We start from the raw sequence: 26,367 nt of genomic DNA on the forward strand, positions 1-26,367 counted from the left end.
CGCCCACCGGCCGCCGGGCGCGCAGACACGTCCGGTCAGTCGGACTCCGGCCGGCCGAGGAAGCGCAGGGCGTTGCCGCCGAGGAGCTTGTCGCGCTGATCGGGGGTGAGGAAGTCGGCCTTGCGGACGACCTGGCCGACCGGGCGTTCGCCCAGCGGGTACGGGTAGTCGCTGCCGACCAGCACCCGGTCCTCCCCCATGGTGTCCACCAGCAGCCGCAGCGCGGCCGGCTCGAAGACCACCGAGTCGACGCAGAACCGGTCGACGTAGGCGCTGGGCGGGGCGGTCGAGGAGCCCCGGACCAGGTCGCCGCGGCGGTGCCAGGCGTTGTCGGCCCGGCCCAGCCAGAACGGGAAGTTGCCGCCGCCGTGCGCGAAGCAGATCCGCAGCGTCTCCGGCACCCGGTCGAAGACGCCGCCGAGGATCAGCGCCAGCACCGACAGGTGGGTCTCGGCCGGCATGCCGGTGAGCCAGCGGGCCATCCACCGGTCCAGCCGGGGGCCGCCGGGCATGTCCCACGGGTGGACGAAGACCGGCGCGCCCACCCGGGCGCAGTGGGTGAGGAACTCGACGATGCCGCCGTCGTCCAGGTCGCGGTCGCCGACGTGGTTGCCGATCTCGACGCCGGCGTGCCCGGCGGCCAGGCAGCGGTCCAACTCGGCGCAGGCTGCCTCCGGATCCTGCAACGGCACCTGGCAGAACGGCACCAGCCGCCCGCCGCCGGCCGCGGTGACCTCCAGGGTGAGGTCGTTGAAGATCCGGGCCACCTTCGCCGCCTGGTCGGCCGGGCGGTCGTAGCTGAAGAAGACCGGGGTGGGCGAGACGACCTGGAGGTCGACACCGTCGGCGGCCATGTCCGCCAGCCGGGTCGGCGCGTCCCAGCAGGACGCGCCGATCGGGCGGAACTCCGTCTCACCCACCATGATCATGGCGGCGCGTTCGGAGTCGACCCGCAGCCAGGGCCAGCCGGATCCGCCGCACGCGGCGCCCAGGTCCGGCCACCCCTTCGGTACGACGTGCGTGTGCACGTCCACCACCGGGTACCGACCCGACCGGCCCTCGCCGGCAGCGGCCATCAGCCCTTCCCCGGATGCAGCGCGCCGCAGTTGTCGCAGGTCCGCGCGTTCTCGTCGGTGTAGAACGCCTGGAAGACCGGGGGCAGGTCGGCGGCGATGTCGCGCACCTGGAGCTCCACCTCGTGCACCTTGTGTCCGCACTCGGCGCAGTACCACTGGAACTTCTCCAGCGTGCCCTCCTCGCGGACCCGCTCGATCACCATCCCGATCGAGCCGGCCTCCGGCCGCTGCGGCGAGTGCGGCATGTTGCGCGGCAGCATCCACATCTGACCCTCGCGGATGTGCACCGTCCGCGGCCCCTCCGGGGTCATCAGGTTGACGTGCATGTTGCCCTTGACCTGGTAGAAGAACTCCTCGTACGGGTCGACGTGGAAGTCGGTGCGCTGGTTCGGGCCGCCGACCACCATGACGATGAAGTCGTCGCTGCCCGGCAGCATCTCCTTGTTGCCCACCGGCGGCTTGAGCAGGTGCTGGTTCTCCGCGATCCACCCGGGAAAGCTGAACGGTTCGGCGATCTCGCTCACGATTGACCTCCTGAGGGAAGAAGGGCCACGGCTTGAATCTCGATGAGCAGGTGCGGGTGCGGCAACTGGTGCACGGCGACGGTGGTGCGGGTCGGCCCGGTGGCGTCGAAGAACTCGGCCCACACCTCGTTGTAGCCGCCGAAGTCGTTCATGTTCACCAGGTACGAGGTGACCTGGACGAGGTCGGACAGGTCGGCGCCGACCGACCGCAGCAGGTCCCGGATGTTCTCGATCACGGCCCGGGTCTGCACCCGGATGTCCAGGTTGGTGGTGCCGAACTCGTCCACCTCCACCCCGGCGAAGGTGTTGTCCGGCCGCCGGGACGACGTACCGGAGACGAAGACGAACCCACCCGCCACCTTGACGTGCGGAAAAGCGCCCCGAGGGACGGCCTTCCCCGCGACGACGCGCGCCTCGGCCCGGTTCACGAGGCCGCCCGGAGCGAAGCGGTGCCGAGCTTCTCGACGACGGCCCGGACGTGGGCGCCCGGCCGCAGCGGCACCGCGGCGGTCGCCGCGCCGGCCAGGAAGACCCACCCGGCGTGCATCCGCACCCCGTGCCGGCCGGCCAGCCGGATCCCCTCGTCCAGCGCCCGCCGCGGGTCGCCGAGGATGGCGGCGGTCGAGCCGACCTGCGCCACCCGGCCGTCGATCTCCAGCAGCACGCCGAGGTTGTCCAGTCCGTCCGGCACCGGGGACCACGGGCCGACCACGAACGCGGCGGCCGAGGTGTTGTCGGCGATCACGTCGGGCAGCGAGAAGGTGAAGTTCGCGTACCGGGAGTCGATCAGCTCGATGGCCGGCGCGACCGCGCGGACCGCGTCGCGGAACTCGCCGACCGGCTCGCCCGGCCGGGCCAGCCGGTCCAGCAGGAACGCCACCTCCGGCTCGACCCGCGGGTGGATGTAGTCGGCCGGGTCGACGGTGCCACCGTCGGGCACCCGCATCACGTCGGTGAGCCGACCCCAGATCACCTCGTCCACGCCGACCTGGGCCATCTTCGCCTTGCTGGTCAGCCCCATCTTCAGCCCGATCAGCCGCTCGCCCCGGTCGATCCGGCGTTGTAGCAGCGCGGTCTGCACCGCGTACGCGCCGTCGACGTCCAACCCGGTTTCGGCGGCGAGCTGCGGGATCGCGGTGGCGGTGTCCGCCGCCACGCCCAACCGCTCGGCGATCCCGGCGGTGTCCGGACCGATCACGACTCCTCCTTGGCGGCGAGGTCCAGCGCCACGTCCACGATCATGTCCTCCTGGCCGCCGACCATCCGGCGCCGGCCCAGCTCGACCAGGATCGACCGGACGTCCACGCCGTACTTCGCCGAGGCACGCTCGGCGTGCCGCAGGAAACTGGAGTAGACCCCGGCGTAGCCCAGCGAGAGCGTCTCCCGGTCCACCTGGACCGGCCGGTCCTGCAACGGGCGGACCAGGTCGTCGGCCGCGTCCATCAGGGCGAACACGTCGCAGCCGTGCTTCCAGCCGTGCAGTTCGGCGACCGCGACGAAGACCTCCAGCGGGGCGTTGCCGGCCCCGGCGCCCTGGCCGGCCAGCGAGGCGTCCACCCGGACGGTCCGCCCGTGCGGCGACCCCAGTGGCCCGGCGCCGAGAATCCGGCCGTGCTCGACCGCCACCACGCTGTTGGCCACGCCCAGCGAGAGGTTGTGGTGCGCGTGGATGCCGATCTGCGTCTCCGGCTCCAGCACCTGCCGGTAAGCGTCGATCCGCTCGGCCACGTCGGACATCAGCAGCCGGCCGCCGGAGTCGGTGACGTAGACGCAGTGCGCCCCGTACGACTCCATCAGCTTGGCCTGCCCGGCCAGCCCGGCCGCGTCGAACATGTGCGACATCATCAGGAAACCGGAGACGTCCATGCCGTTCTCCCGGGCCCAGGAGATGTGCTGGGCCGAGATGTCCGCCTCGGTGCAGTGGGTGGCGATCCGCACGCTGGTCACCCCGAGCGCCTTCGCCGCCTTCAGATCGGCGATGGTGCCGATGCCGGGCAGCAGCAGCGTGGTGAGCTTCGCGCTGGTCATCACCTCGGCAGCCGCCGCGATCCACTCGGCGTCGCTGGCCGCGCCGTGGCCGTAGTTGACGCTGGACCCGGCGAGGCCGTCGCCGTGCGCCACCTCGATCGCGGCCACCCCGGCCGCGTCCAGCGCGGCGGCGATGGTGCGGACCTGCTCGACGGTGTAGCGGTGGGCGATGGCGTGCATGCCGTCGCGCAGCGTCACGTCCTGGATGTAGAGGTCGGTCATCGCGCGGCCACCTCCGCGGTCCGCAGGGCGACCAGCCGCTCGGCGGTACGCAGCGCGGCCGAGGTCATGATGTCCAGGTTCCCGGCGTACGCGGGCAGGTAGTGCCCGGCGCCGGAGACCTCCAGGAAGACGGAGACCTGCAACCCGGTCAGGTGCCGGCCCAGGGCCGGCACGTACGTGTCGACCCGGTCGAACTGCACGTCCTGCTTGAGCCGGTAGCCGGGGACGTACTCCTGGACGGTCGCCACCATCCCGGCCACGGAGGCGGCGATCGCGGCCCGGTCGGCGTCGTCGTCCGGGCAGAGGCAGTAGACGGTGTCCCGCATCAGCAGCGGCGGGTCGGCCGGGTTCAGCACGATGATCGCCTTGCCCCGCTCGGCGCCGCCGACCACCTCGATCGCCCGGGCGGTGGTCTCGGTGAACTCGTCGATGTTGGCCCGGGTGCCCGGCCCGGCCGACTTCGAGGCGATCGAGGCGACGATCTCCCCGTACGCCACCGGGGTGACCCGACCGACCGCGGCGACGATCGGCACGGTGGCCTGCCCGCCGCAGGTGACCATGTTGACGTTGGCCTCGTGCAGGTGCTCGTCGAGGTTGACCGGCGGCACCACGTACGGGCCGATGGCGGCCGGGGTCAGGTCGACCACGGTCCGACCGTGGGCGCGCAGCACCTCGTGGTGGCGCCGGTGCGCGCCGGCCGAGGTGGCGTCGAAGACCAGTTCGACGTCGGCGAACTCGGGCATCGCCACCAGGCCGTCCACGCCGTCGGCGGTGGTGGCCACGCCGAGCCGCCGGGCGCGGGCCAGGCCGTCCGACTCCGGGTCGATGCCGGCCATCGCCACCATCCGCAGCGACTCGGAGAGCCGCAGCACCTTGATCATCAGGTCGGTGCCGATGTTGCCGGACCCGAGCACCGCCACCCCGACAGTCATGCTGAACCCTCCGAAGACGAGAAACAGGTCCGGACCGAGCCGAGGCCGGAGATCCGGGCCTCGTACGCCGCGCCCGGGGTGACCGGCACCATCGGGCCGAGCGCCCCGGAGAGCACCACGTCACCGGCGCGCAGCGGGTCGCCGGAGCGGGCCATCGTGCGGGCCAGCCACTCCAGCGCGTGCAGCGGGTTGCCCAGGCAGGCCGCCCCGGCGCCGACCGAGACCGGCTTCCCCGCGTGCTCCAGCACCATCCCGCAGAGCCGCAGGTCCACGTCGGTGAGCCGGCGCGGCGTGGTGCCGAGCACGAACAGCCCGCTGGACGCGTTGTCGGCGACGGTGTCCACGATGGAGATGTCCCAGCCGGCGACCCGGGAGTCGACGATCTCGATCGCCGGCAGCACGTGGTCGACCGCGCGGGTCAGGTCGGCCGTGGTGACCCGCTCGTCGGGCAGGTCGGCGCCGAGCACGAAGGCGACCTCCGCCTCCACCCGGGGCTGGAGCAGCCGGTCCAGGCCGACCTCCGCACCGTCGGGTACCGCCATGCTGTCCAGCAGCACGCCGAAGTCCGGCTGGTAGACGCCGAAGCTCTCCTGCACCGTCCGGGAGGTCAGCCCGATCTTCGCGCCCACCCGCCGGTGGCCGCGCTGCAGCCACTGCCGCACCTGGAGCTGCTGCACCACGTACGCGGACGTGACGTCCCCCTCGGGCAGCAGCCGCCCGCGCAGCGGCGGGCAGGGCTTGCCGCTCTGGCGCGCCTCGACCAGTTCCCGGGCCGCGGCCTCAAAATCGCTCATGACAGGTCCACGCAGACGTTGGTGAGTTCGGAGTAGAAGTCCAGCGAGTGAACCCCGCCCTCGCGCCCGATGCCGGACGCCTTCACCCCGCCGAACGGGGTGCGCAGGTCGCGCAGGAACCAGGTGTTCACCCAGACGATGCCGGCGTCCAGCCGGGCACCGGCCCGGTGCGCGCGGCCGACGTCCCGGGTCCACACCGCCGCGGCCAGGCCGTACTCGGTGCCGTTGGCCAGCGCGTACGCCTCCTCCTCGGTGTCGAACGGGGCCACGTGCACGACCGGGCCGAAGATCTCCTCGCGGTTGGTCCGGGCGTCCGGGCCCAGCCCGGTGAGCACCGTCGGCTGCACGTACGCCCCGCCGTCGCGGGCGTCGCCGAACGCCGGCACCCCGCCGCCGGTCAGCACCTCGGCGCCCTCGGTGCGGGCCAGGTCGTAGTGGCCGAGCACCTTGTCGCGGTGCGTGTGCGAGATCAGCGGCATGTTCACCGTAACCTCGTCGGCCGGCCACCCGTACGCCAGGTCCGCTGCCCGCTTCGCCAGCCGCTCCGTGAACTCGGCGAAGACCGGCCGCTGCACGTAGACGCGTTCGGTGCAGAGGCAGACCTGGCCGCCGTTGGTGAAGCTGGACCGGACCGAGCCGGCCACCGCCGCGTCCAGGTCGGCGTCGGCGAAGACCAGCCCGGCGTTCTTGCCGCCCAGTTCGAAGGAGACCGCCTTCACCCCGTCGGCGGCGGCCCGCATGATGGCGCTGCCGGTGGCCGACTCGCCGGTGAAGGTGATCGCGTCGACGTCCGGGTGCCGGGTGAGGAACTCCCCGGCCGAGTCCGGGCCGAAGCCGTGCACCAGGTTGAACACCCCGGCCGGCACTCCGGCCGCGGCCATCACCTCGGCGAGCAGCGTCGCCGAGGCGGGGGTCTCCTCGCTCGGCTTCACCACCACCGCGTTGCCGCAGGCCAGCGCCGGGGCGACCTTCCAGGTGAGCAGCAGCAGCGGCAGGTTCCACGGCACGATGACCGCGACCACGCCGACCGGCTTGCGGACCGCGTAGTTCAGCGCCCGGCCGCCGGTCGCGGTGACCGTGGTGAACGATTCGGTCGGCGCGGTCGCCACGATCTCGGCGAAGGCGCGGAAGTTGGCCGCCCCGCGCGGGATGTCCAGGGTGCGGGCCTGCGAGATGGCCTTGCCGGTGTCGGCCACCTCGGCGGTGACCAGGTCGTCGAAGCGGCGTTCCAGCTCGTCGGCGACCCGGCGCAGCACCTCGGCCCGCTCCCGCTCGCTCATCCGGCCCCACGGCCCGCGCAGCGCCGCCCGGGCGGCGGCCACCGCGTCGTCCACGGTGGAGCGGTCGGCCTCGGCCACCTCGAAGACCGGTTCCCCGGTCACCGGGCTGGCCTTGGTGAAGGTCCTGCCGGCCACGACGAACTCGCCGTCGACGAAGTTGCGCAGCAGGCCCGGCCCGTCCGGCGCCCGCCCGGTCATCAACCGGGGATCCCAGACCACCGTCATCAGCGCCTCCCTCGGCTGACCGTGGCGCCGACCGCACCAACCAGCGCCGCCACCGCACCCGCGGCCACCGCCCCCAGCACCCGGTGCTGCCGGCGCACCCGCCGCCGCACCTCCGCGTACGGGGTGGTGGAGAACGAGACCAGCTCGTACTGCGAAACGTACCGGCCGGGCAGCGCCCGTTCCAGTGCGTGCTCCACCCGCCGCCACAGCTGGAACACCGGCGAGGCGACCTTGTCCCGCATCTCCACGAAGTTGGTCAGCGCCATCCGGGCGATCGCCTCGGCGTTGCCCTGGCGGCGCTCCTGGAACAGCGGCAGCGCGGCCGACCAGTCGTCGGCGCACTCGTCCAGGCAGCGGTCCAGCTCGACCACGTCCTCGAACGCGCAGTTCGCGCCCTGCCCGTAGAACGGCACGATGGCGTGCGCCGCGTCGCCGAGCAGGCCGACCTTGCCGCCCACCTGCCACGGGGTGCAGCGCACCGTGCCGAGCACGCCGACCGGGTTGTGCTGGTAGTCGTCGACCAGGTTCGGCGCCAGCGGCGGCAGGTCCGGGTAGTGGGTGGCGAAGTGCCGCTCGATCGCGGCCGGGCTGCCGAGCGAGGCGAAGCTCGCGGTGCCGTGGGTGGGCCAGAAGAGCGTGCAGGTGAACGACCGGTCCGGGTTGGGCAGCGCGATCATCATCGAGGTGCCGCGCGGCCAGATGTGCAGCGCCTCCGGGTCGAGGGCGAAGTCGCCGCCCAGCGGCGGGATGGTCAGCTCCTTGTAGCCGTAGTCGAGGAAGTCGAGGCTCTCGGTGAGCAGGCCGTGGCCGAGCAGTTGGCCGCGTACCGCCGAGCCGGCGCCGTCGGCGCCGAGCACGACCGGCGCGACGGCGGTCGTCTTGCCCGTCGGCGTCTCGAAGGTCATCGCACCGGTGGCCGGGTCGAGCCCGACCAGCCGGTGGTCGAAGGCGATCCGCACCCCGGGCAGCGCGGCGGCGGCGTCCAGCAGGGCGTTGTTCAGCGCGCCCCGGCTGATCGAGTTGATCGCCAGGGTGCCGGCCGCGCTGTAGGACTGGAACTGCGGCTCGCCGTCCACCGGGTGGATCATGCGGCCGCGCATCGGCAGCGCGTCCGCCATCACCTGCTCGGCCAGCCCGATCCGGCGCAGCGCGTCCAGGCCGCGCTCGGAGAGCGCCAGGTTGATCGAGCGGCCCCGCTCGACCCGCCCGGAACGCGGGTCGGGTCGCCGCTCGTAGAGCGCCACCCGGTAGCCGCGCCGGGCCAGGAAGCAGGCCAGCAGGCAGCCGGCCAGGCCGGCGCCGACCACCGCGATCTCGTCCCGTTCGCTCACGCCGGCACCTCCCCGACGGTCGCGGCCAGCGCCTGGGCGACCCGCCAACAGTCGTGGTACGTGGAGTAGAGCGGCACCGGGGCGAACCGGACCACGTCCGGCTCCCGGGCGTCGGCGATCACGCCGTGCTCGTACCGCAGCCGCTTGGTCAGCTCGGCGGCGCTGCCAGCGCCGATCCGCACCGACAGCTGGCAGCCGCGGCGTTCCGGCTCGCGCGGGGTCACCACGGTCAGCGGCCGGGTCGCGGTCACCTCGTCGAGCAGCCGCTCCAGGTAGCCGGTGAGCCGGACGCTGCGCTCGCGCAGGGCGGTCATGCCGATCGCGTCGAAGATCTCCAGCGAGGTCCGCACCGGGCCCATCGCGAAGATCGGCGGGTTGGAGATCTGCCAGGCCTCCACGGTGGCCGGTGGCCGGGCGACCGGGGTCATCTCGAACCGGGTGGCCGCCTCGGTGCTCCACCAGCCCTCGAAGCGCGGCAGGCCGGGGTCGCCGAGGTGCCGCTCGTGGACGAAGACGCCGGCCAGGGCGCCGGGGCCGGAGTTGAGGTACTTGTACGAGCACCAGGCGGCGAAGTCGACGCCCCAGTCGTGCAGGGCCAGCGGGACGTTGCCGGCGGCGTGCGCCAGGTCCCAGCCGACCACCGCACCGGCGGCCCGGCCGGCGGCGGTGATCGCCGGGATGTCCATCAGCTCGCCGGTGAGGTAGTTGACCCCGCCGAGCAGCACCAGCGCCACCCGGTCCCCCTCCGCGGCGAGGTAGCCGGTGACGTCCTCGGTACGCAGGGTGTCCTCGCCGGGGCGGGGGCGGAGCCGGACCACCGTCTCGTCGGGGTCGAGCCCGTGGAACCGGGCCTGGCTGCGCACCGCGTAGCTGTCCGACGGGAAGGCGCTGTCCTCGATGACGATCCGGGTCCGGGCGCCGGCCGGCCGGTAGAAGCTGACCATCAGCAGGTGCAGGTTGACGGTGAGCGAGTTCATCACCACGGTCTCCGTGGGCCGGGCGCCGACCAGTCGCGCGGCCGGCCCGGTGAGCAGTTCGTGGTACGGCAGCCAGGGCCGTTCCGCCTCCAGATGCCCCTCCACGCCGAGCCGGCTCCAGGCGTCGAGATCGGCGAGGAGCTCGGTACGGGTGGCCCGGGGTTGCAGCCCGAGCGAGTTGCCGGCCAGGTAGGCCACCTCGGGGTACCGGCCGCCCTCGGCCGGCGGCACGTGGAACAGGTGGCGGTGGCCGCGGTCGTCGGCGTCGAGGCGGCGCGCCTCGGCCTCACCGGCGGCGAGGGGTGCGGGGGTGTCCATGTCGCGTTCTCCGGTCACATCGCGGTCCGGGCCGACCACAGCTCCGGGAAGACCACCCGGGCCATGCTGCGCTGCAGCCACGCCAGACCGGCGGAGCCGCCGCTGCCGACCTTGGCGCCCATTGTCCGCTGTACGGCCTTGATGTGGTGCTGCCGCCAGTCGCCGAACTGCTCGGCCACCTCGGTCAGCGCCTCGCCCAGCAGCCGCAGGTGGTTCTCCGGCCCGGCGTCGGCGTAGATCCGCACCCAGGCCGCCTCCACCGCGGGGTGCGGCTCGTGCTCGACGGCGACGTCCCGCTCCAGCAGCTCGGTCGGGAGGTCGTGGCCGCGCCGGGCGAGTACGGCGAGCACGTCGTCCCAGACGCTCGGCGCGGCCAGGGTGGCGGTCAGCTCGGCGTACACCTCGGTCTGCCGGCGGAACGGCCGGATCAGCGCCGGGTCCCGGAGCCCGAGCAGGAACTCCAGGTGGCGGTACATCGCCGACTGGAAGCCGGAGCCCTCGCCGAGCAGGTTGCGGAACCGGTTGAAGTCGGCCGGGGTCATCCAGCGCAGCCCCTTCCAGGCCGCGTTCAACCCCTCCAGGTGCAGGGCGGCCCGGCGTAGCGGGGCCAACGCGTCCCACACCCGGTCGGCGCGCAGCAGCCGCTGGGTCTCCCGCAGCTCGTGGCAGGTGAGCTTGAAGTACAGCTCCATGATCTGGCTGACCACCAGGAACGACATCTCGCCCGGGTCGTCGCTGAGCGGCTCCTGCAACCGGTGCAGGGTGCTGGCCCGGACGTACGCGTCGTAGGGCACCCGCTCGGTGAACTCCAGCGTCGGCTTGCCACCGTTGCGCTGCGCCCGAGCGGTCCGCTGCTGCGGGGTGGTGGGGCGCACCACCGCGGCCGGCGCGGGCGCCGGCAGCTCCGTCTGCTTCACCTGTCGTCTCCTCCGTGAGCCGGGTGGCGACATGATCTCCCGGTCACAGCGCTGATCGGAATGCCTGTTCAACGGCGCTGCGCCGGGACGACCTGCCGTCGCGAAGGCGGTTCGGGGGTTCCGGTTGGAGAACGTAAGGTCTGCTCATGGACGACATGGACTGGGCGCTGCTGCGCGAGCTGCAGGCCGACGCGCGGCTCTCCTTCAGCGAGCTGTCCCGGCGGGTGCACCTGTCGCCGCCCGCGGTGGCCGAGCGGGTCCGCCGGCTGGAGGAGGCCGGCGTCATCACCGGCTACCACGCCCACGTCGACCTGACCCGGGCCGGGCGCACCGTGGTCGCGCTGATCCGGATGTCCTGCTACGGCGCCCGGTGCATCCTGCACGACCCGGCGGTCGCCGGGTGGCCGGAGATCCTGGAGATCCACCGGATCACCGGCGACGCGTGCAGCATGCTCAAGGTCGCGGCCGGCTCGATCGACGAGTTCGAGGCGGTGATCGACCGGCTCGCCCCGTACGGCCAGCCGTCCAGCACGATGGTGCTGTCCACCCCGCTGGACTGGCATCCGGTCACCCCGCTGCCGCCCGCCGACGGCCCCTCCGCCCGCCGCCGCTGACCGGACCGGTTAGCCCCGCACGCAGGGGGAAAGCACGCCGGGTCGCCCCAGCAGGACCGGTACACCGGTGCCGGGAGGGAGGATCATGCGGGGTCTGCGACCGTACGGAGGCGTGCTCCGCGCCCCGTCGACCATCATCCGACTGCTCGGGGTCTTCGTCCTGATCGGGGCCTTCGTCCTGGTCGGCTCGGCGCCGGCCCGGGCGGCCGAGAACGTCTTCGTCGAGGTGACGCCGAACAGCGCGCAGGCGGGCACCCGGGTGAGCATCCGGGCCAGCTGCGACAACGGCAACAACCGACAGGCGGAGGTGCACTCCGACGCGTTCGGGCGGGTGGTGCTCCGGTCGGACAACGGCTTCCTGACCGGTCAGGCGACCATCCCGGGAAACACGCAGCCCGGTGACTACCCGGTCGACCTGCGCTGCCAGAACGGCAAGACGGCGACCACCACGCTGACCGTGCTGAACATGGAGCAACCCAGCAAGGGTCCGGCGACCGGGGGCGGCGCCACCGCCGGCGGCCGGGGCACCGGCTCGCTGCTGCTGGTCGGCGGCGTCGCCGCGGTCGCCGTGGTGGTGGCTTTCGGGTTGTTCGGCAGCCGCCGTCGGACCGGGGCCGGCTCCTGACCGCCCGCCGTCATGGCCGGTTCTCGCGCGCGTACCTCGCGACCGGGCCGGGCGGCCGCCCGCCGGGCGCTGCGGGCGTCCGGCCGGGCGGTGGCGGCCACCACCCGGCGGCTGCGCCGGGTGGCCGGAGAGACCTTCTCGGCCAGTGTCGCCACACCGGACCCGGCCGCCCGGCCGCTGCCGCCGCGGCCCCGGCACCGCTGGGTGCCCGGCCGGCGGCTGGCCGCCGCCAACCCCGGGCTGCCGGTGCTGGTGATCGGCACCTTGATGGTGCTGATCATCGCGATGCTCGGGGTGGAGCGGGTCACCGGGATCAGCATGCTGCCCGACCGGTTCACCGCGGGGCTGCGGCCACCGCCGAAGGAGTTCCCGGTGCTGCCGGCCAGCCGGCCGGTGGGCATCAGCAGCCAGCCGATCGACCTGGCTGCGCCCGTGCACAACGTGGGCATCGCCGCGGACGGCAGCATCGCCGTGCCGGACGCCGCCCGCGCCCAGGAGGCCGGCTGGTACGACCAGGGCCCGACCCCGGGCCAGTACGGACCGGCCGTCATCGTCGGGCACGTCGACACCAACACCGGACCGGCGGTGTTCCACCAGTTGCGTGAACTGCGCGCCGGCGACCCGGTCGAGGTCAGCCGCCAGGACGGCTCGGTGGCGGTCTTCGAGGTGAACTCGGTGGAGCGGTTCGACAAGGAGCGGTTGCCGGTGGACGAGGTGTACGGCGACTTCAGCCGCCCCAACCTGCGCCTGATCACCTGTGGCGGACGCTGGATCGGCGGGGAGACCGGCTACGCCGACAACGTGGTGGTCTTCGCCACCCTGGTGCGGGCGCGCACCGGATGAGCGGGATCAGGCCGCCTCGGGCTCCCGCAGGTCGAGCCAGTCGGCCCAGCGCGGATCGGGCGCCCGGTGGCCCAGCACCCGCCAGGCGACGCCTTTCGGGGCGGCCGGCAGCGCGTGCAGCCGCCAGCCCAGCTCGGCCGGGGTCTTGTCGCCCTTGGTGTGGTTGCACTTCGCGCACGCCGCCACCACGTTCTCCCAGGCGTGCCGGCCACCCCGGCTGCGCGGGAAGACGTGGTCGATGGTCTCCGCCGGCCCCCGGCAGTACGCGCACCGCCAGCCGTCCCGGGCGAAGATCGCCCGGCGGGACAGCCCGACGTGGGTGCGGTAGGGCACCCGGACGAACCGGGTGAGCCGGACGACCGACGGCACCGGTAACGCGTTGCGGGCGCTGTGCAGGACGCCGTCGCCGTCGGCGACACAGACGGCCTTGGCGGAGAGCACGAGGATGGCGGCACGACGGACGGACACGACACACAGCGGCTCGTAGGTGGCGTTGAGGACCAGCGCGCCGGAGCCCACCGTGGGTCGTATGTCAGGCATCGCGCTCACCCTCCCGGTCCAGCGGCCCCCACCTCGCCACCGTCGACCGGGATCGGGCACAGCGCTCACCGCGGCCGACGCCGGCCGGATCACCGACATCCGTTGCGCCAATAGTCCCTGATCGGAACCGGGATTGCACGTACTAATCTCTCTTCTGGTACGAGGATCATCCGCGATGGCGTGGATCACCGTCCCGACCTGGGTGAACTCGTCGGTTGCCCGGCGATGGCCGACGGCCCTCGCGGCCCGGTGGGCCGGAGCCGGGCCCGATGTTCCTCGGCGACGCAGTTCGGCCGCGGTGACCGGGAGGTACGGCTGAGTTTGAGCCGTACCCTCGCCGCGCTCGGGGATCCGGACCCGACGATCCGCGGCCATGCCGCTCTCGCGGTGGGCGCGCGGGGCGTGACGCGAGCCGTCCCGACGCTCCTCGGCATGGTGGTCGAGGGCCGCCGCAACGATGTCGAGGCGGCCGAGATCCTGGGGACGTTGGAAACCCGGGACGCCCCGCCCGGTGGCTCCCACCGCCACGGGTGAGGCGTTCCGGCCCGGTCGACGCCGTCACCCCCGGGCCGGTTCCGCACCCACCGGTGGCCGTACCGGCGGCTCGGGTCACCCGGGCGGTGGGTCGGCGCGGGCGGCCTGCCCGGGGTGCGGTACGAAGACATCGTGAGTTCCGTCAGCCTGCTCCATGCCGCGCCGGCACCGCCGAGCCCGGACCCGTCGCCGAGCCCCGAGTGCCTGGAGGAGGCGCTCTGCAAGGCGGCCTGGGAGATGACCAACTCGGTCTGGTTCGCCGAGGGCAGTTACTGGATCCTGCTCAAGCCGCTGCGGATCGCGCTGATCCTGCTGCTGGCCGTCGCCGCCCGGTGGCTGGTGCACCGGACCATCCGCCGGCTGGTGCGCACCACCACGGCCGCCGGGGTGCCCACCATGCTGCGGCCGCTGCGCGAGCGGATCCCCACCGCCGCGGCCGAGCCGGGCGAGTTCGTGCCGGAACGGCGGCGCCAACGGGCCGAGGCGATCGGGTCGGTGCTGCGCAGTCTGACCACGGCGTTCATCTTCGGCATCGCACTGCTGATGGTGCTCAAGGAGTTCAGCTTCGACCTCGCCCCGTTGCTGGCCAGCGCCGGCATCGCCGGGGTGGCCCTCGGTTTCGGCGCGCAGAGCCTGGTCAAGGATCTGATCGCCGGCCTGTTCATGCTCATCGAGGACCAGTACGGCGTGGGCGACACGGTGGACCTGGGCGAGGCCACCGGGGTGGTGGAGTCGGTCGGGCTCCGGGTCACCACCGTGCGGGACGGGCGCGGGGTGCTCTGGTACATCCGCAACGGCGAGATCGTCCGGGTGGGCAACAAGAGCCAGGGCTGGGCCCTGGTCGTGGTCGACCTGCCGATCGGCTTCGCCGGCACCGAGGAGGCCAGCGCGGTGCTGCGTACCGCGGCCGCGTCGGTAGCGATGGACCCGGACCTGGCGCCGGAGATCGTGGAGGCCCCCGAGGTGCTCGGCGTGGAGCAGATGACGGTGGAGGGCGCGGTGATCCGGACCGTCGTCAAGACCACCGCCGACGGGCAGTTCGCGGTCGGCCGCGAGCTGCGCCGCCGGCTGACCGAGGCGCTGGAGAACTCCGGGATCACCGCCCGCATCGCGGCGGCACGGCTCTACCCGGGAATGCCCGCCGGGGGCCCCGGCGAGACCGGCCAGGGCGGCGCCACCTGAGGCCACCAAATGACCGGGCAGCGCGGGGGTCGCGGGCCGGCCGGCCCCTCGGGTATCGTCCGTTCGTTCAGTCGGGGATGCGACGATCAAGCCGTTCGCCCTAGCCAGTTGTCAGACGATCGGGCAGAATCCGGGGCACGCGTTCCCCCCGGAACGTGATCACGTCCTCGCTGATCCGTAGATCTGACGACGGTTTCCCGGGTGTGTACGCCACGAGCGGCAGCACCCGGAAACGATGGAGGCGACGGTGTCCGACGAGCGACCCTCTGCGGAAGGGCCGGCCACCTTCCGTGAGGTGTTCGCCCAGCGCGAGTATCGAGCGATCTACGCGGCCAGCGCGCTCTCCTGGGTCGGCGACTACATCGCCAAGGCGGCAGTCACCCTCCTGGTCTACCAGGAGACCAAGTCGGTGGCCCTCTCCGCCGCCGCGTTCGCGATCAGCTACCTGCCCTGGCTGGTCGGCGGCCCGCTGCTGGCCACCCTCGCCGAACGGCACCGCTACCGGCAGGTGATGGTCACCTGTGACCTGATCCGGATGGCGCTGATGGTGCTCATCGCCATCCCGAACATCCCGGTCAACGTGATCCTGGTGCTGCTCTTCGCCACCACCCTGGCCAACCCGCCGAGCCAGGCCGCGAAGTCCGCGCTGATGCCGCTGGTGCTGACCGGCGACAAACTGGTCCTCGGGCTCTCCCTGAACGCCAGCACCGGCCAGGCCGCCCAGGTCGTCGGCTACCTGGTCGGCGCGTCCGTGGCGGCGTTCAACCCGGCCTCGGCCCTGCTGATCAACGCGGCGACGTTCGCCGTCTCGGCCGCGCTCACCCGCTTCGGCGTCGCCGACCGGCCGCCGGCGATGGCCGCCGCGCACCGCAGCCACCTGCTCCGGGAGACCGGCCAGGGGTTCCGACTCGTGTTCGGCACTCCGGTGCTGCGGGCCATCGCCGTGCTGGTGTTCAGCGCCATGCTCTTCTCGGTTGTGCCGGAGGGGCTGGCCGCGGCCTGGGCGAACGAGCACCGTGGCAGCGGGATGGACACCGGCGTCGCGCAGGCCGTGATCATGGCCGCCAACCCGGTCGGCTTCATCCTGGGCGGGCTGGTGGTCGGGCGGGCGTTCGGGCCGGACCGGCGACTGGCGCTGATGCGGCCCCTCGCGGTGCTCGCCCCGGTGGTGCTGGTGCCCGCCCTGTTCGACCCGCCACCGGCGGTGGTGGCGCTGCTCGCCGGGGCCTGCGGGTTCGCGGTCGCCGGCATGCTGCCGATGGCCAACGGCCTGTTCGTGCGTGCCCTGCCCAGCGGTTTCCGGGCCCGGGCGTTCGGCGTGATGGCCACCGGGGTGCAGGTGATCCAGGGCGTGGCGGTGCTGGTCACCGGGCTGCTCGCCGAGCGGTTCCCGATCCCGGCCGTGGTCGGCTGGTGGAGTGCGGCGGGTGTCCTGCTGATGGCCCTGGTGGCGCTGCGCTGGCCGAGCCGGTCGAGCGTCGACGCGGCGATCAGCGCGGCGGAACGGGCCGGCGGAGTCGGGGCGGAGCCCGCCGAGGACGCGACCACGGAGCAGACCGGCGGCGCGCCGGACCGGCCCGGCGAACCGGGGCGGCCGCGGCACGCGGTGAGGTGAGTTACACCCGCGCCCCGGTCCCTCCCCCGGGTTGCGGCCGGGGGCACCTGGCAGGATGGAACGGTGAATCCCGCTGCTGAGTCCGGCCGTCTCCGGCCGTCGATGACCCTCTTCGAGGCGATCGGCGGTGAGCCCGCCTTCCGCAAGCTGGTCGACGAGTTCTACGCGGGCGTCGCCGACGACCCACTGCTGCGCCCGATGTACCCGGAGGAGGACCTGGGCCCGGCGGCGGACCGGCTGACGCTGTTCCTGATGCAGTACTGGGGCGGCCCGAACACCTACTCGGCCCAGCGGGGGCACCCGCGGCTGCGGATGCGGCACGCGCCGTTCCGGATCGGCGCGGCCGAGCGGGACGCCTGGCTGCGGCACATGCGCACGGCCGTCGACAGCCTCGACCTGCCGCCGGAACTCGCCACCGCGCTCTGGGACTACCTGGAGCGGGCGGCGTACTTCATGGTCAACGTGATGGAGGACCCGCCCGCCGGGACGCCGTAGCGGCCAGGACGGCGGCCGTGGCCGGCACCCGGCCGACACCCGCACGACGGCCGCGTGCGGCAACGGCGGCACGCGGGCCGCTCGCGGGGCGGACAGCCGGCCTGGCGACGGCTCAGAGCAGGGCGCCCTCGTCGTGCAGCCAGTCCACGAAGCTGGTGGCCACCGCGGCGCCACAGTCGAGCATCTCGACCAGGAGCGCGTCGTGCGTCCCGGCGCCGAACGGCACCTGGAGCTCGGCGTAGATGGGCAGCTGGCCGCGTTCGGTGGGGTCGCCGACGTAGGCCTTGCAGAACCGGCGGGTGTGATTCCACTCGTTGACCACCCGGTAGGCCCGGTCGGCCCAGTCGGGCGGGACCGTCGCGTGTGGACGCGCCCGCATCACCAGGATCTCGTCCTCCGGGCCCTCGAGGGTGACCAGCACCGCGTGCCGTTCCCACATGGCCAGCAGGTTGCCGTCACCGTCGGCCAGGTAGCGCACGTCGAGCAGGTCGAGCGCCTCGCAGACGCGGCCCAGGGTGACCGGCTCGACCGTGGCCCGCATCTCCGGGATGGCGGGCCGGTCGACGGCCGGGGAGTCGTCCTCGGGCTGCCGGGGGGTCGGTGGTCCGACCCGGACGGTGCCCTCCACTGTGATCCCGCTTCGAGTTTCCGGATCGCCGCCGTTGGCGGGACCGGGGCGCCATGACCACCACGGCATCGCTCGCGCACCTCACTCCCCAGCGGATCCAGTCGCCTACGGTGCGTTGGATCCGAGGATGGACGGTACCCGGACAGCCGGGATGAAGCATCCCCCCAACGGGAGCCCCAAACCAGAAGAATGACCGTGGGTCATCCGAACGGATGACCGCCAGCGGGCCGTACGGCAAGATCAGTAGCCGTCTGCGACCAAGTCGCTCCATATGGTCCCACCAGGCAGACCCAACGTCCGGCCGTCCGCACCTGGACCTCGGCGGCGTCGGAACCGTCTCCCGGGGCACCGAGGAAGCCCATCCGGACCAGACCCTGGACCAGCCGCTGGGTCACCTCGACCGGTGCGCCCGGCGGGTCGTCCGGGGTCACCACCACCGGTACGTGGTCGAGCAGCGCGTCGCGCAGCGCCCGCTGCCCCACCGCCCGCCCGGCCACGCCGTGCGTACTGGCGGCGCGCAGCGTGCCCGCCGCCGCTTCGGCGATCCGGCGCAGCTCGCCGCCCGGCAGCGTCTCCACCCGACGGCTCGCCGCCGGCGGCAACGGCCACCGCCACTGCGCGTCGCGCCGGGCCGGCAACTCCTGCCGTCCCTCGCCGAGTGCCGCGAGCAGAGCGTCGGCGGCGACCGTGACGTCGCCCGGCGCCGTGCCGGCCACCGTGCGGACCACCAGCACCCCCCACGGCAGCCGGGCCCAGAGGGCGGTACGCGCCGGCGTCCCGGCCGGCCGGAGCCGGACCAGGGCGCCCCGGTCCAGCCGGACCAGCCGGGCCAGGAAGGCGCCCGCGTCGGCGACGTCGGCGATCCCGTGCCCGCCCGCGGCGTCGACCGGGTGACCGGCCGCGGTCACGCCGCGCCCCGCGGGGCGTACGTCAGGAGGAACTCGCGCTCCTCGGCGCTGACCCGGCGCGGCAGCTGCCGGTCGAGGTCGAACGGGACCAGCACCGAGCGGGCCCGGCTGGCCAGCACGTCCCCGTCGTACAACTCGTAGGCGACGGTGAACGAGGCGGCCCGGATCTCCTCCACCCACAGTTCGATCCGGACGGTCGGCGCCGCCTCCGCGGTGGCCCGGCCGAGCGCGTAGTCGACCGGGCGCAGGTAGTCGACCTCGTGCCGGCGGATCACCACCCCGTCGGCGAACGAGCCAACTCCCCACGCCCGGCCGCCGGCGAACATCAACGCCACCCGGGCCTCCTCGTAGAGGGTCAGGAAGCGCGAGTTGTTGACGTGGCCGTACGCGTCCAGGTCGGACCACCGCAGGGTGCAGTGGTAGACGAAGCGGTCGGCCACGTCAGTCGCGGGTCAGCTTGCGGTAGGTCACCCGGTGCGGCCGGGCGGCCTCGGCGCCGAGCCGGTCGATCTTGTTCTTCTCGTACGCCTCGAAGTTGCCCTCGAACCAGAACCACTTCGCCGGGTTCTGGTCGTCGCCCTCCCAGGCCAGGATGTGTGTGGCGACCCGGTCGAGGAACATCCGGTCGTGCGAGATGACCACGGCGCAGCCGGGGAACTCCAGCAGCGCGTTCTCCAGGCTGCCGAGCGTCTCGACGTCGAGGTCGTTGGTCGGCTCGTCGAGCAGGATCACGTTGCCGCCGATCTTCAGCGTCAGCGCCAGGTTGAGCCGGTTGCGCTCGCCGCCGGAGAGCACCTTGGTCGGCTTCTGCTGGTCCGGGCCCTTGAACCCGAACGCCGCGATGTACGCCCGGGACGGCATCTCGACCTTGCCCACCAGGAGGTGGTCCAGCCCGTCGGAGACGGTCTCCCAGACCGTCCTGTCACCGGCCAGCCCCGCCCGGCTCTGGTCGACGTACGACAGCGAGACGGTGTCGCCGACCTTCACCGTGCCGGAGGTCGGCTCCTCCAGCCCGACGATGGTCTTGAACAGGGTGGTCTTGCCGACGCCGTTCGGGCCGATCACGCCGACGATGCCGTTGCGCGGCAGCGAGAACGACAGGTCGTCGATCAGCACCCGGTCGCCGAAGGCCTTGGTGAGGTGGCTGACCTCGATGACCGTGCTGCCCAGGCGCGGGCCCGGCGGGATCTGGATCTCCTCGAAGTCCAGCTTGCGGGTCTTCTCCGCCTCGGTGGCCATCTCCTCGTACCGGTCGAGCCGGGCCTTGGACTTGGTCTGCCGGGCCTTGGCGTTGGAGCGGACCCACTCCAGCTCCTCGCTCAGCCGCTTCTTCATCTTGGCGTCACGCCGGCCCTCGACCGCCATCCGGGCGGCCTTCTTCTCCAGGTAGGTGGAGTAGTTGCCCTCGTACGGGTACGTCCGGCCGCGGTCCAGCTCCAGGATCCAGTTGGCCACGTTGTCGAGGAAGTACCGGTCGTGGGTGATGGCGATGACGGTGCCGGCGTACTTGGCCAGGTGCTGCTCCAGCCACTGCACGCTCTCCGCGTCCAGGTGGTTGGTGGGCTCGTCGAGCAGCAGCAGGTCGGGCGCCTCCAGCAGCAGCTTGCACAGCGCCACCCGGCGGCGCTCGCCACCGGAGAGCGTGGTGACGTCGGCGTCCGGCGGCGGGCAGCGCAGCGCGTCCATGGCCAGTTCGAGCTTGGAGTCGATGTCCCAGGCGTCGGCGTTGTCCAGCTCCTCCTGGAGCTTGCCCATCTCCTCCATCAACGCGTCGGAGTAGTCGGTCGCCATCTGCTCGGCGATCTTGTTGAACCGCTCCAGCTTCGCCTTGGTCTCGGCGACCGCCTCCTCGACGTTGCCGAGGACGGTCTTGGCGTCGTTCAGCGGCGGCTCCTGGGCCAGCATGCCCACGGTGTAGCCGGGCATCAGCCGGGCCTCGCCGTTGCTCGGCCGGTCCCACCCTGCCATGATCTTGAGGAGGCTGGACTTACCGGCGCCGTTCGGACCGACCACACCGATCTTGGCCCCCGGCAGGAAGTTCAGCGTCACGTTGTCGAGCACGACCTTGTCGCCGTGCGCCTTGCGCGCCTTTTCCAGGACGTAGATGAACTGGGCCACGGTGCGGGCTACCTCCGTACGTTGCGACTGGGAGCCGGCGGGCGAGGGCGCGGGCTGGTCGTCACCCGCGGCCGCCGGCCGGGGCCGGCCGCACGCACGCCGCTGTCAATCCTGACAGGTACGCGTCGCAACGCCCACATCACCCCGCCGCAGCGCGGCGGCCGGTCTGTTGGCAAGATCACCTCCAGGGTTCGGCGGGCGTGGGACGGGTAGGGAACTCCGGCACGGGGCCCCAGACGCCGCAGCTACGCTCAGTACGCTCATCGCGGTTGACCCGTCAGCACCCGGAGGTGGCCGAACGTGACCGTCCGCAGCTCCTTTGTCGTAGTGGCGAACCGCCTGCCGGTCGACGAGGTGAGCACACCCGAGGGACGGCAGTGGCGACGCAGCCCCGGTGGGCTGGTCACCGCCCTGCATCCCGTCCTCGCCGAGCACCAGGGCACCTGGGTCGGTTGGGCCGGCGGCACCGGCGCCGCCCCGGAGCCGTTCGACCTGGAGGGGATCCGGCTGCACCCGGTGCCGCTGAGCGCCGAGGAGCTGGAGCGCTACTACGAGGGGCAGTCCAACGCGACGATCTGGCCGCTCTACCACGACGCGGTGGAGACACCGGCCTACAAGCGGCGCTGGCGGGAGGCGTACCGCCTGGTCAACGCCCGGTTCGCGGAGGCCGCGGCGGACGTCGCGGCCGAGGGGGCCACGGTCTGGGTGCAGGACTACCAGCTCCAGCTGGTCCCGGCCATGCTCCGCGAGCTGCGCCCGGACCTGCGGATCGGCTTCTTCCTGCACATCCCGTTCCCGCCCATCGAACTGTTCATGCAGATGCCGTTCCGCACCGAGATCCTGCGCGGCCTACTCGGTGCCGACCTGGTCGGCTTCCAGCAGCGGCTGGCCGCGCAGAACTTCGTCCGGCTGGCCCGGCACCTGCTCGGGCTCCGCTACGAGGGTCAGATGATCCAGGTCGACGGGCGGCAGGTGAAGGCCGGCGCCTTCCCGATCAGCATCGACACCAAGGAGATGGAACGGATGGCCGCCGACCCGGCGGTGCAGGCCCGGGCCAAGGAGATCCGCGAGGAGCTGGGCAACCCGAAGACGATCATCCTGGGCGTCGACCGGCTCGACTACACCAAGGGGATCGAGTTGCGGCTCAAGGCCTTCCGCGAGCTGCTGGCTGACGGAAAGTTGACAGTCCCGGAGGCCGTCATGGTGCAGGTGGCGACGCCGAGCCGCGAGCGGGTGGAGCACTACCAGGCACTTCGGGTCAAGGTCGAACGTGAAGTTGGTCGGATCAATGGCGAATTCGGCAGGGTCGGCGTGCCGGCGGTGCATTATCTGCATCAGTCGTACAGTCGCAGTGAACTGGCCGCGATGTACGTCGCTGCCGACGTGATGATGGTGACCCCGCTGCGAGACGGAATGAATCTGGTGGCCAAGGAGTACGTCGCATCGCGCGCCGACCAGGGCGGCGCGCTCGTGCTCAGTGAGTTCGCCGGCGCCGCCACCGAGCTGCGCCAGGCGTTCCTGTGCAATCCGCACGACCCGGACGCGGTCAAGGACGCGCTGCTGCGAGCTGTGCACGTGGAGCGAACCGAGGCCCGCCGGCGGATGCGGACGATGCAACGCCACCTACGCACCCACGACGTGGGGCACTGGGCCAAGTCGTTCCTCACCGAGCTCGGTGTGCCCGAGGCGGAGGCCGCGTGAACACGTCCGTCAGCGACGGAGCGCCCATCGTCACCGGAGTGCTGGACGCTGAGCTGCGTACCGCCATCGGTCGGATCGCCCGGGTGCCGCAGCTCCTGATCGCCTGTGACTACGACGGCACGCTGGCGCCGATCGTCGAGGACCCGAGCAAGGCCGTACCGCTGCCCGAGTCGGTGGCGGCGGTGCGCGCCCTCGCGGCGCTGCCGCAGACCACCGTGGCGGTGGTCTCCGGCCGGGCGCTGCGCGACCTGGCCGCGCTCTCCCGGCTGCCCAGCGAGGTCCACCTGGTCGGCAGCCACGGCTCCGAGTTCGACATCGGCTTCGTCGAGCGGCTCTCCCCCGAGCTGATCGCGGTGCGCACCCGGCTGCGCGACGCGCTGCGCGAGATCGCCGCCGCCCACCCGGGCGTCCGGCTGGAGCGCAAGCCGGCCAGCGTCGCGGTGCACACCCGCGGGATGGACCCGCAGGTCGCCGCGGCGGCCATCGAGGCGGTCCGCAGCGGCCCCGCCACCTGGGACGGCGTCACGGTCACCCAGGGCAAGGAGGTCATCGAGCTGTCCGTGGTGGCCACCCACAAGGGCACCGCCGTCGACCAGCTGCGCACCCAGCTCTCCGCCAGCGCCGTGCTCTTCATCGGCGACGACGTCACCGACGAGAACGCCTTCGGCAACCTGCACGGGCCCGACGTCGGTATCAAGATCGGTCCCGGCGACACCCAGGCCCAGTACCGGGTCGCCGAGCCGATCGAGGCGGCGCGGGCCCTCGGGCTGCTGCTGGAGACCCGCCGGCACTGGCTCTTCGGCGAGCGGGCGGTGCCGATCGAGCGGCACTCGATGCTGGCCAACGGCCGCACCGTCGCGCTACTCACCCCGGACGCCAAGGTCACCTGGCTCTGCCACCCCAAGCCGGACTCGGCGGCCATCTTCGCCGACCTGGTCGGCGGCAGCCCGGCCGGGCACTTCAGCGTCGCGCCCGAGCGTGGCGGCATCCCGCTCGGCCAGCGGTACCGCTCCGGCACGATGACCGTGGAGACCCGCTGGTCGGGCCTGACCGTCACCGACTGGCTCGACACCCCGGACAGCGAGACCACGCCGGACGGGCCGGCCATCCTCAGCGGCGACTCCACCCTGATCCGGGTGCTCACCGGCACCGGCCGGGCGCGCATCGAGTTCGCGCCCCGGCCCGAGTTCGGCCAGGTGGCCGTCCAGCTGCAACCGCTCGGCGACGGCCTGCTGGTGCTCGGCTCCAACGAGCCGGTGGCGCTCTACTCCCCCGGTGTCGAGTGGGAGGTGACCGGCGACGGCGTCTACGAGACCGCGAAGGCGGTCGTCGACCTGCGCGCGGCCGGCGGGCAGGTGGTGCTGGAGATGCGCTTCGGCACGCAGAGCCTGGAGCACCACCGGCTGCCGATCCACGAGCGGCAGGCCGCGGCCGAGCAGCCGTGGAAGGACTGGGTGGCCTCGCTGCGGCTGCCGAGCACCGCGCGGGACCTGGTCGCCCGCAGCGCGCTGACCCTGCGCGGGCTCTGCCACCAGGCGACCGGTTCGATCCTGGCCGCGGCCACCACCTCCCTGCCCGAGGAGCTGGGCGGCGTCCGCAACTGGGACTACCGGTACTGCTGGCTGCGCGACGCGGCGCTGACCGCCCGGGCGCTGGTCGACCTCGGCTCGACCGAGGAGGCCGAGGGGCTGCTCCGGTGGATCGACGGCGTCGTCGAGCGCACCGGCGGGCACCCTGAGCGGCTGCACCCGCTCTACACCGTGGACGGCTACGAGCTGGGTGCCGAGGCGGTCATCGACACCCTGCCCGGCTATGCCGGCTCCCGGCCGGTGCGGGTCGGCAACCTGGCCAACCACCAGCTCCAGCTGGACGTCTTCGGCCCGGTGGCCGACCTGATCGCCGCCGTCGCCGACGCCCGCGGCTCGGTCCGCGAGGACGAGTGGCGGGTGCTGGAGAACATGGTCGAGGCGGTCCGCCGCCGCTGGCACGAGCCCGACCACGGCATCTGGGAGGCCCGTCTCCCGCCGCGGCACCACATCTTCTCCAAGACGATGTGCTGGATGACCGTCGACCGGGCGCTGCACGTGGTCCGCCAGCACGGCGGCGACGACCGGCCCGAGTGGGTGGAGCTGCGCGACCGGATCGGCGCCAACGTGCTGGAGTACGGCTGGCACGAGCACGCCGAGGCGTACAGCGTCGCGTACGGCGACGAGGACATGGACGCCTCGTCGCTCTGGATCGGCCTGTCCGGCCTGCTGCCGGGTGACGACCCGCGCTTCCTCTCCACGGTGCTCAAGATCGAGGCCGACCTGCGCAGCGGCCCGGTGGTCTACCGGTACCACTGGGACGACGGCCTGCCCGGTCGCGAGGGTGGCTTCCACATCTGCACCGCCTGGCTGGTCGAGGCGTACCTGCGCACCGGCCGGCGGGACGACGCCGAGGAACTGTTCGCCCAGATGATCGACACCGCCGGGCCGACCGGGCTGCTCCCCGAGCAGTACGACCCGCTGGCCGAACGCGGGCTGGGCAACCACCCGCAGGCCTACAGCCACCTCGGCGTGGTCCGCTGCGCCCTCCTGCTGGACAACATGCTCAAGCAGTGACCTGACGGTCCCACCCGTCGGCGGCCGGAGACCTGGTTCTCCGGCCGCCGTCGGCGTCTCCGGTAACCGCCGTGCTCAGTCGTCGGGGCCCACGACGGCCCCGGACGAGAGCACCGGCACCACGTCGCCGACCACCACCACGGCCGGCGGCCGCAGCCCCGCGGCGACCACGTCCGCCGCGACCGAGGCGAGCGTCGACCGGAGCACCCGCTGGGCCCCGGTGGTGGCCTCCTGGACCACCGCGGCGGGCGTCTCCGCGGGCCGGCCGTGCGCGACCAGCGTCGCGGTGATCTCGGCCAGGTTCTTCAGACCCATCAGGATCACCAGGGTGCCGCGCAGCCCGGCCAGGTGCTCCCAGCGCACCAGCGAGGCCGGCGAGTCCGGCGCGACGTGCCCGGAGACCACGGTGAACTCGTGCGCCACCGCCCGGTGGGTGACCGGGATGCCGGCCACCGCCGGGGCGGCGATCGAGCTGGTCACCCCCGGCACCACGGTCACCGGCACGCCGGCCGCCGCGCAGGCGAGCAACTCCTCCCCACCCCGGCCGAAGACGTACGGGTCGCCGCCCTTGAGCCGGACCACGAACCTCCCGGCCAGCGCCCGGTCCACCAGGATCCGGTTGATCTCCTCCTGCGCGCGGGCCGGCCCGTACGGGATCTTCGAGGCGTCGACCAGCTCCACGTCGGCGCGCAGCTCGTCGAGGAGCAGCCCGGGGACCAGCCGGTCGGCGACCACCACGTCTGCCGCGGTGAGCAGCCGCCAGCCCTTGACCGTGATCAGCTCCGGGTCGCCCGGCCCGGCGCCGACCAGCGCGACCCGGCCGGCGGCGCCGCCGGCCGGGGCCCCGGTCGGTGCCGCTTCGATCCGGGCGGTGAGCAGGTCGCGCACCGCGTCCCGCACGCTCATCGCCCGGCGCGGGTCACCGCCGCCGAGCACGGCCACGGTGACCGGGCCGTGCCGGGTCACCGCCGGGGTCCACGCGGTGGCGGCCGCCCGGTCATCGGCGCGTACGCAGAAGATGCGCCGCTCGGCAGCGGCCGCGCTGACCGACGCGGCGGCGATCGGGTCGTCGATCGCGACCTGGACCAGCCAGGCCCCGTCCAGGTCGTCGGGGAGGAACCGGCGCGACTCCCAGTGCAGCCGGCCGGCGTCGGCGTGCGCCCGTAGCGCCGGGGTCAGCTCCGGGGCGACCAGCAGGACGTCCGCGCCGGCGTCGAGCAGGGCCGGCACCCGCCGGGTGGCCACGGCTCCGCCGCCCACCACCACCACCCGCCGCCCGGCCAGCCGCAGCCCGAGCGGGTACGGATTGCCGCTCACCGCACCCCGCCCCGTTTCCC

25 protein-coding genes and 1 pseudogene are annotated in these 26,367 nt (G+C 73.0%); 9 read left to right on the forward strand and 17 right to left on the reverse strand.

The features are described 5' to 3' along the window. Positions 1–35 precede the first annotated feature (35 nt). Genes FHX32_RS03265 through FHX32_RS03315 form a run of 11 tightly spaced genes read right to left on the reverse strand, consistent with a single transcriptional unit; the run spans position 36 to position 10,624 of the window. Positions 36–1,076, reverse strand: a complete 1,041-nt coding sequence (locus tag FHX32_RS03265; protein WP_167179324.1) for an amidohydrolase family protein — start codon at positions 1,074–1,076, stop codon at positions 36–38. Beyond that, positions 1,076–1,600, reverse strand: coding sequence for a 3-hydroxyanthranilate 3,4-dioxygenase (locus FHX32_RS03270; RefSeq protein WP_167179326.1), 525 nt, complete (start codon positions 1,598–1,600; stop codon positions 1,076–1,078). Before FHX32_RS03270 ends, FHX32_RS03265 begins: the two co-directional genes overlap by 1 nt. Then, positions 1,597–2,028, reverse strand: coding sequence for a RidA family protein (locus FHX32_RS03275; RefSeq protein ID WP_167179328.1), 432 nt, complete (start codon positions 2,026–2,028; stop codon positions 1,597–1,599). Before FHX32_RS03275 ends, FHX32_RS03270 begins: the two co-directional genes overlap by 4 nt. Further along, positions 2,025–2,798, reverse strand: coding sequence for a fumarylacetoacetate hydrolase family protein (locus tag FHX32_RS03280; RefSeq protein WP_167179330.1), 774 nt, complete (start codon positions 2,796–2,798; stop codon positions 2,025–2,027). The genes FHX32_RS03275 and FHX32_RS03280 overlap by 4 nt, the downstream gene beginning before the upstream one ends. After that, entirely contained in the window at positions 2,795–3,850 is a 1,056-nt protein-coding gene (gene dmpG, locus FHX32_RS03285) for a 4-hydroxy-2-oxovalerate aldolase (protein ID WP_167179332.1), read from the reverse strand. The genes FHX32_RS03280 and dmpG overlap by 4 nt, the downstream gene beginning before the upstream one ends. After that, on the reverse strand, positions 3,847–4,782 hold the full coding sequence (locus FHX32_RS03290; RefSeq protein ID WP_167179334.1) for an acetaldehyde dehydrogenase (acetylating): 936 nt from the start codon (positions 4,780–4,782) through the stop codon (positions 3,847–3,849). Before FHX32_RS03290 ends, dmpG begins: the two co-directional genes overlap by 4 nt. After that, the gene (locus FHX32_RS03295; protein ID WP_167179336.1) at positions 4,779–5,576 is read right to left on the reverse strand and encodes a fumarylacetoacetate hydrolase family protein; all 798 of its coding nucleotides are present in this window, start codon (positions 5,574–5,576) and stop codon (positions 4,779–4,781) included. Before FHX32_RS03295 ends, FHX32_RS03290 begins: the two co-directional genes overlap by 4 nt. Continuing rightward, positions 5,573–7,054, reverse strand: a complete 1,482-nt coding sequence (locus FHX32_RS03300; RefSeq protein ID WP_167182155.1) for a 2-hydroxymuconic semialdehyde dehydrogenase — start codon at positions 7,052–7,054, stop codon at positions 5,573–5,575. Before FHX32_RS03300 ends, FHX32_RS03295 begins: the two co-directional genes overlap by 4 nt. Before the next feature lie 26 nt (positions 7,055–7,080). Continuing rightward, on the reverse strand, positions 7,081–8,412 hold the full coding sequence (locus tag FHX32_RS03305; protein WP_167179338.1) for an FAD-dependent oxidoreductase: 1,332 nt from the start codon (positions 8,410–8,412) through the stop codon (positions 7,081–7,083). Then, a complete protein-coding gene (kynU, locus tag FHX32_RS03310) occupies positions 8,409–9,707 on the reverse strand; it encodes a kynureninase (protein WP_167179340.1) in 1,299 nt (432 codons plus the stop codon). The genes FHX32_RS03305 and kynU overlap by 4 nt, the downstream gene beginning before the upstream one ends. A 14-nt stretch (positions 9,708–9,721) precedes the next feature. Beyond that, positions 9,722–10,624: a tryptophan 2,3-dioxygenase family protein gene (locus FHX32_RS03315; RefSeq protein WP_167179342.1), complete on the reverse strand. Its 903-nt coding sequence runs from the start codon at positions 10,622–10,624 to the stop codon at positions 9,722–9,724. Between the two features lie 146 nt (positions 10,625–10,770). Between FHX32_RS03315 and FHX32_RS03320 the strand changes: the two genes are divergently transcribed. The 3 genes from FHX32_RS03320 to FHX32_RS03330 all read left to right on the forward strand — a co-directional run bounded on the left by FHX32_RS03320 (position 10,771) and on the right by FHX32_RS03330 (position 12,706). After that, complete coding sequence (locus tag FHX32_RS03320; RefSeq protein ID WP_167179344.1) at positions 10,771–11,238, forward strand: Lrp/AsnC family transcriptional regulator; 468 nt, start codon at positions 10,771–10,773, stop codon at positions 11,236–11,238. Between the two features lie 85 nt (positions 11,239–11,323). Further along, entirely contained in the window at positions 11,324–11,863 is a 540-nt protein-coding gene (locus tag FHX32_RS03325) for a hypothetical protein (RefSeq protein WP_167179346.1), read from the forward strand. A gap of 12 nt (positions 11,864–11,875) precedes the next feature. Next, positions 11,876–12,706 carry a class F sortase gene (locus tag FHX32_RS03330; RefSeq protein WP_167179348.1) on the forward strand — a complete coding sequence of 277 codons (831 nt, stop codon included), beginning with the start codon at positions 11,876–11,878 and terminating at the stop codon, positions 12,704–12,706. Positions 12,707–12,712: 6 nt separating this feature from the next. Here the strand turns inward: FHX32_RS03330 and FHX32_RS03335 are convergent, their stop codons facing one another. After that, positions 12,713–13,246: an HNH endonuclease gene (locus FHX32_RS03335; RefSeq protein WP_109902624.1), complete on the reverse strand. Its 534-nt coding sequence runs from the start codon at positions 13,244–13,246 to the stop codon at positions 12,713–12,715. Between the two features lie 339 nt (positions 13,247–13,585). Between FHX32_RS03335 and FHX32_RS03340 the strand changes: the two are divergent. The 4 genes and pseudogenes from FHX32_RS03340 to FHX32_RS03355 form a co-directional block, all read left to right on the forward strand. Continuing rightward, positions 13,586–13,735: pseudogene (locus tag FHX32_RS03340) on the forward strand (HEAT repeat domain-containing protein); the annotation flags it as partial. A 177-nt stretch (positions 13,736–13,912) separates the two neighbouring features. Further along, on the forward strand, positions 13,913–14,962 hold the full coding sequence (locus FHX32_RS03345) for a mechanosensitive ion channel family protein (protein ID WP_486480891.1): 1,050 nt from the start codon (positions 13,913–13,915) through the stop codon (positions 14,960–14,962). A 235-nt stretch (positions 14,963–15,197) separates the two neighbouring features. Further along, entirely contained in the window at positions 15,198–16,577 is a 1,380-nt protein-coding gene (locus FHX32_RS03350) for an MFS transporter (protein WP_167179350.1), read from the forward strand. A 63-nt stretch (positions 16,578–16,640) separates the two neighbouring features. Further along, the gene (locus FHX32_RS03355) at positions 16,641–17,072 is read left to right on the forward strand and encodes a globin (RefSeq protein ID WP_167179353.1); all 432 of its coding nucleotides are present in this window, start codon (positions 16,641–16,643) and stop codon (positions 17,070–17,072) included. A 112-nt stretch (positions 17,073–17,184) separates the two neighbouring features. Here the strand turns inward: FHX32_RS03355 and FHX32_RS03360 are convergent, their stop codons facing one another. The 4 genes from FHX32_RS03360 to ettA all read right to left on the reverse strand — a co-directional run bounded on the left by FHX32_RS03360 (position 17,185) and on the right by ettA (position 20,726). Next, positions 17,185–17,769, reverse strand: coding sequence for a type III secretion system chaperone family protein (locus tag FHX32_RS03360; protein ID WP_167179355.1), 585 nt, complete (start codon positions 17,767–17,769; stop codon positions 17,185–17,187). Between the two features lie 131 nt (positions 17,770–17,900). Next, on the reverse strand, positions 17,901–18,608 hold the full coding sequence (locus FHX32_RS03365; protein ID WP_167179357.1) for a DUF8185 domain-containing protein: 708 nt from the start codon (positions 18,606–18,608) through the stop codon (positions 17,901–17,903). Further along, positions 18,605–19,048 carry an acyl-CoA thioesterase gene (locus FHX32_RS03370; RefSeq protein ID WP_167179359.1) on the reverse strand — a complete coding sequence of 148 codons (444 nt, stop codon included), beginning with the start codon at positions 19,046–19,048 and terminating at the stop codon, positions 18,605–18,607. The genes FHX32_RS03365 and FHX32_RS03370 overlap by 4 nt, the downstream gene beginning before the upstream one ends. A gap of 1 nt (position 19,049) precedes the next feature. After that, on the reverse strand, positions 19,050–20,726 hold the full coding sequence (gene ettA / locus FHX32_RS03375) for an energy-dependent translational throttle protein EttA (protein WP_167179361.1): 1,677 nt from the start codon (positions 20,724–20,726) through the stop codon (positions 19,050–19,052). Positions 20,727–21,026: 300 nt separating this feature from the next. Here ettA and FHX32_RS03380 point away from each other — a divergent pair, with 300 nt between their 5' ends. Continuing rightward, entirely contained in the window at positions 21,027–22,427 is a 1,401-nt protein-coding gene (locus tag FHX32_RS03380) for a trehalose-6-phosphate synthase (protein ID WP_167179363.1), read from the forward strand. After that, positions 22,424–25,030 (forward strand): trehalose-phosphatase, encoded by a 2,607-nt coding sequence (otsB, locus tag FHX32_RS03385; RefSeq protein WP_486480892.1) that lies wholly within the window; start codon positions 22,424–22,426, stop codon positions 25,028–25,030. The genes FHX32_RS03380 and otsB overlap by 4 nt, the downstream gene beginning before the upstream one ends. Before the next feature lie 75 nt (positions 25,031–25,105). Here the strand turns inward: otsB and cobA are convergent, their stop codons facing one another. Beyond that, on the reverse strand, positions 25,106–26,347 hold the full coding sequence (gene cobA / locus FHX32_RS03390) for a uroporphyrinogen-III C-methyltransferase (RefSeq protein WP_167179365.1): 1,242 nt from the start codon (positions 26,345–26,347) through the stop codon (positions 25,106–25,108). Positions 26,348–26,367: the final 20 nt, after the last annotated feature.

Source organism: Micromonospora sp. CNZ280, assembly GCF_011759515.1.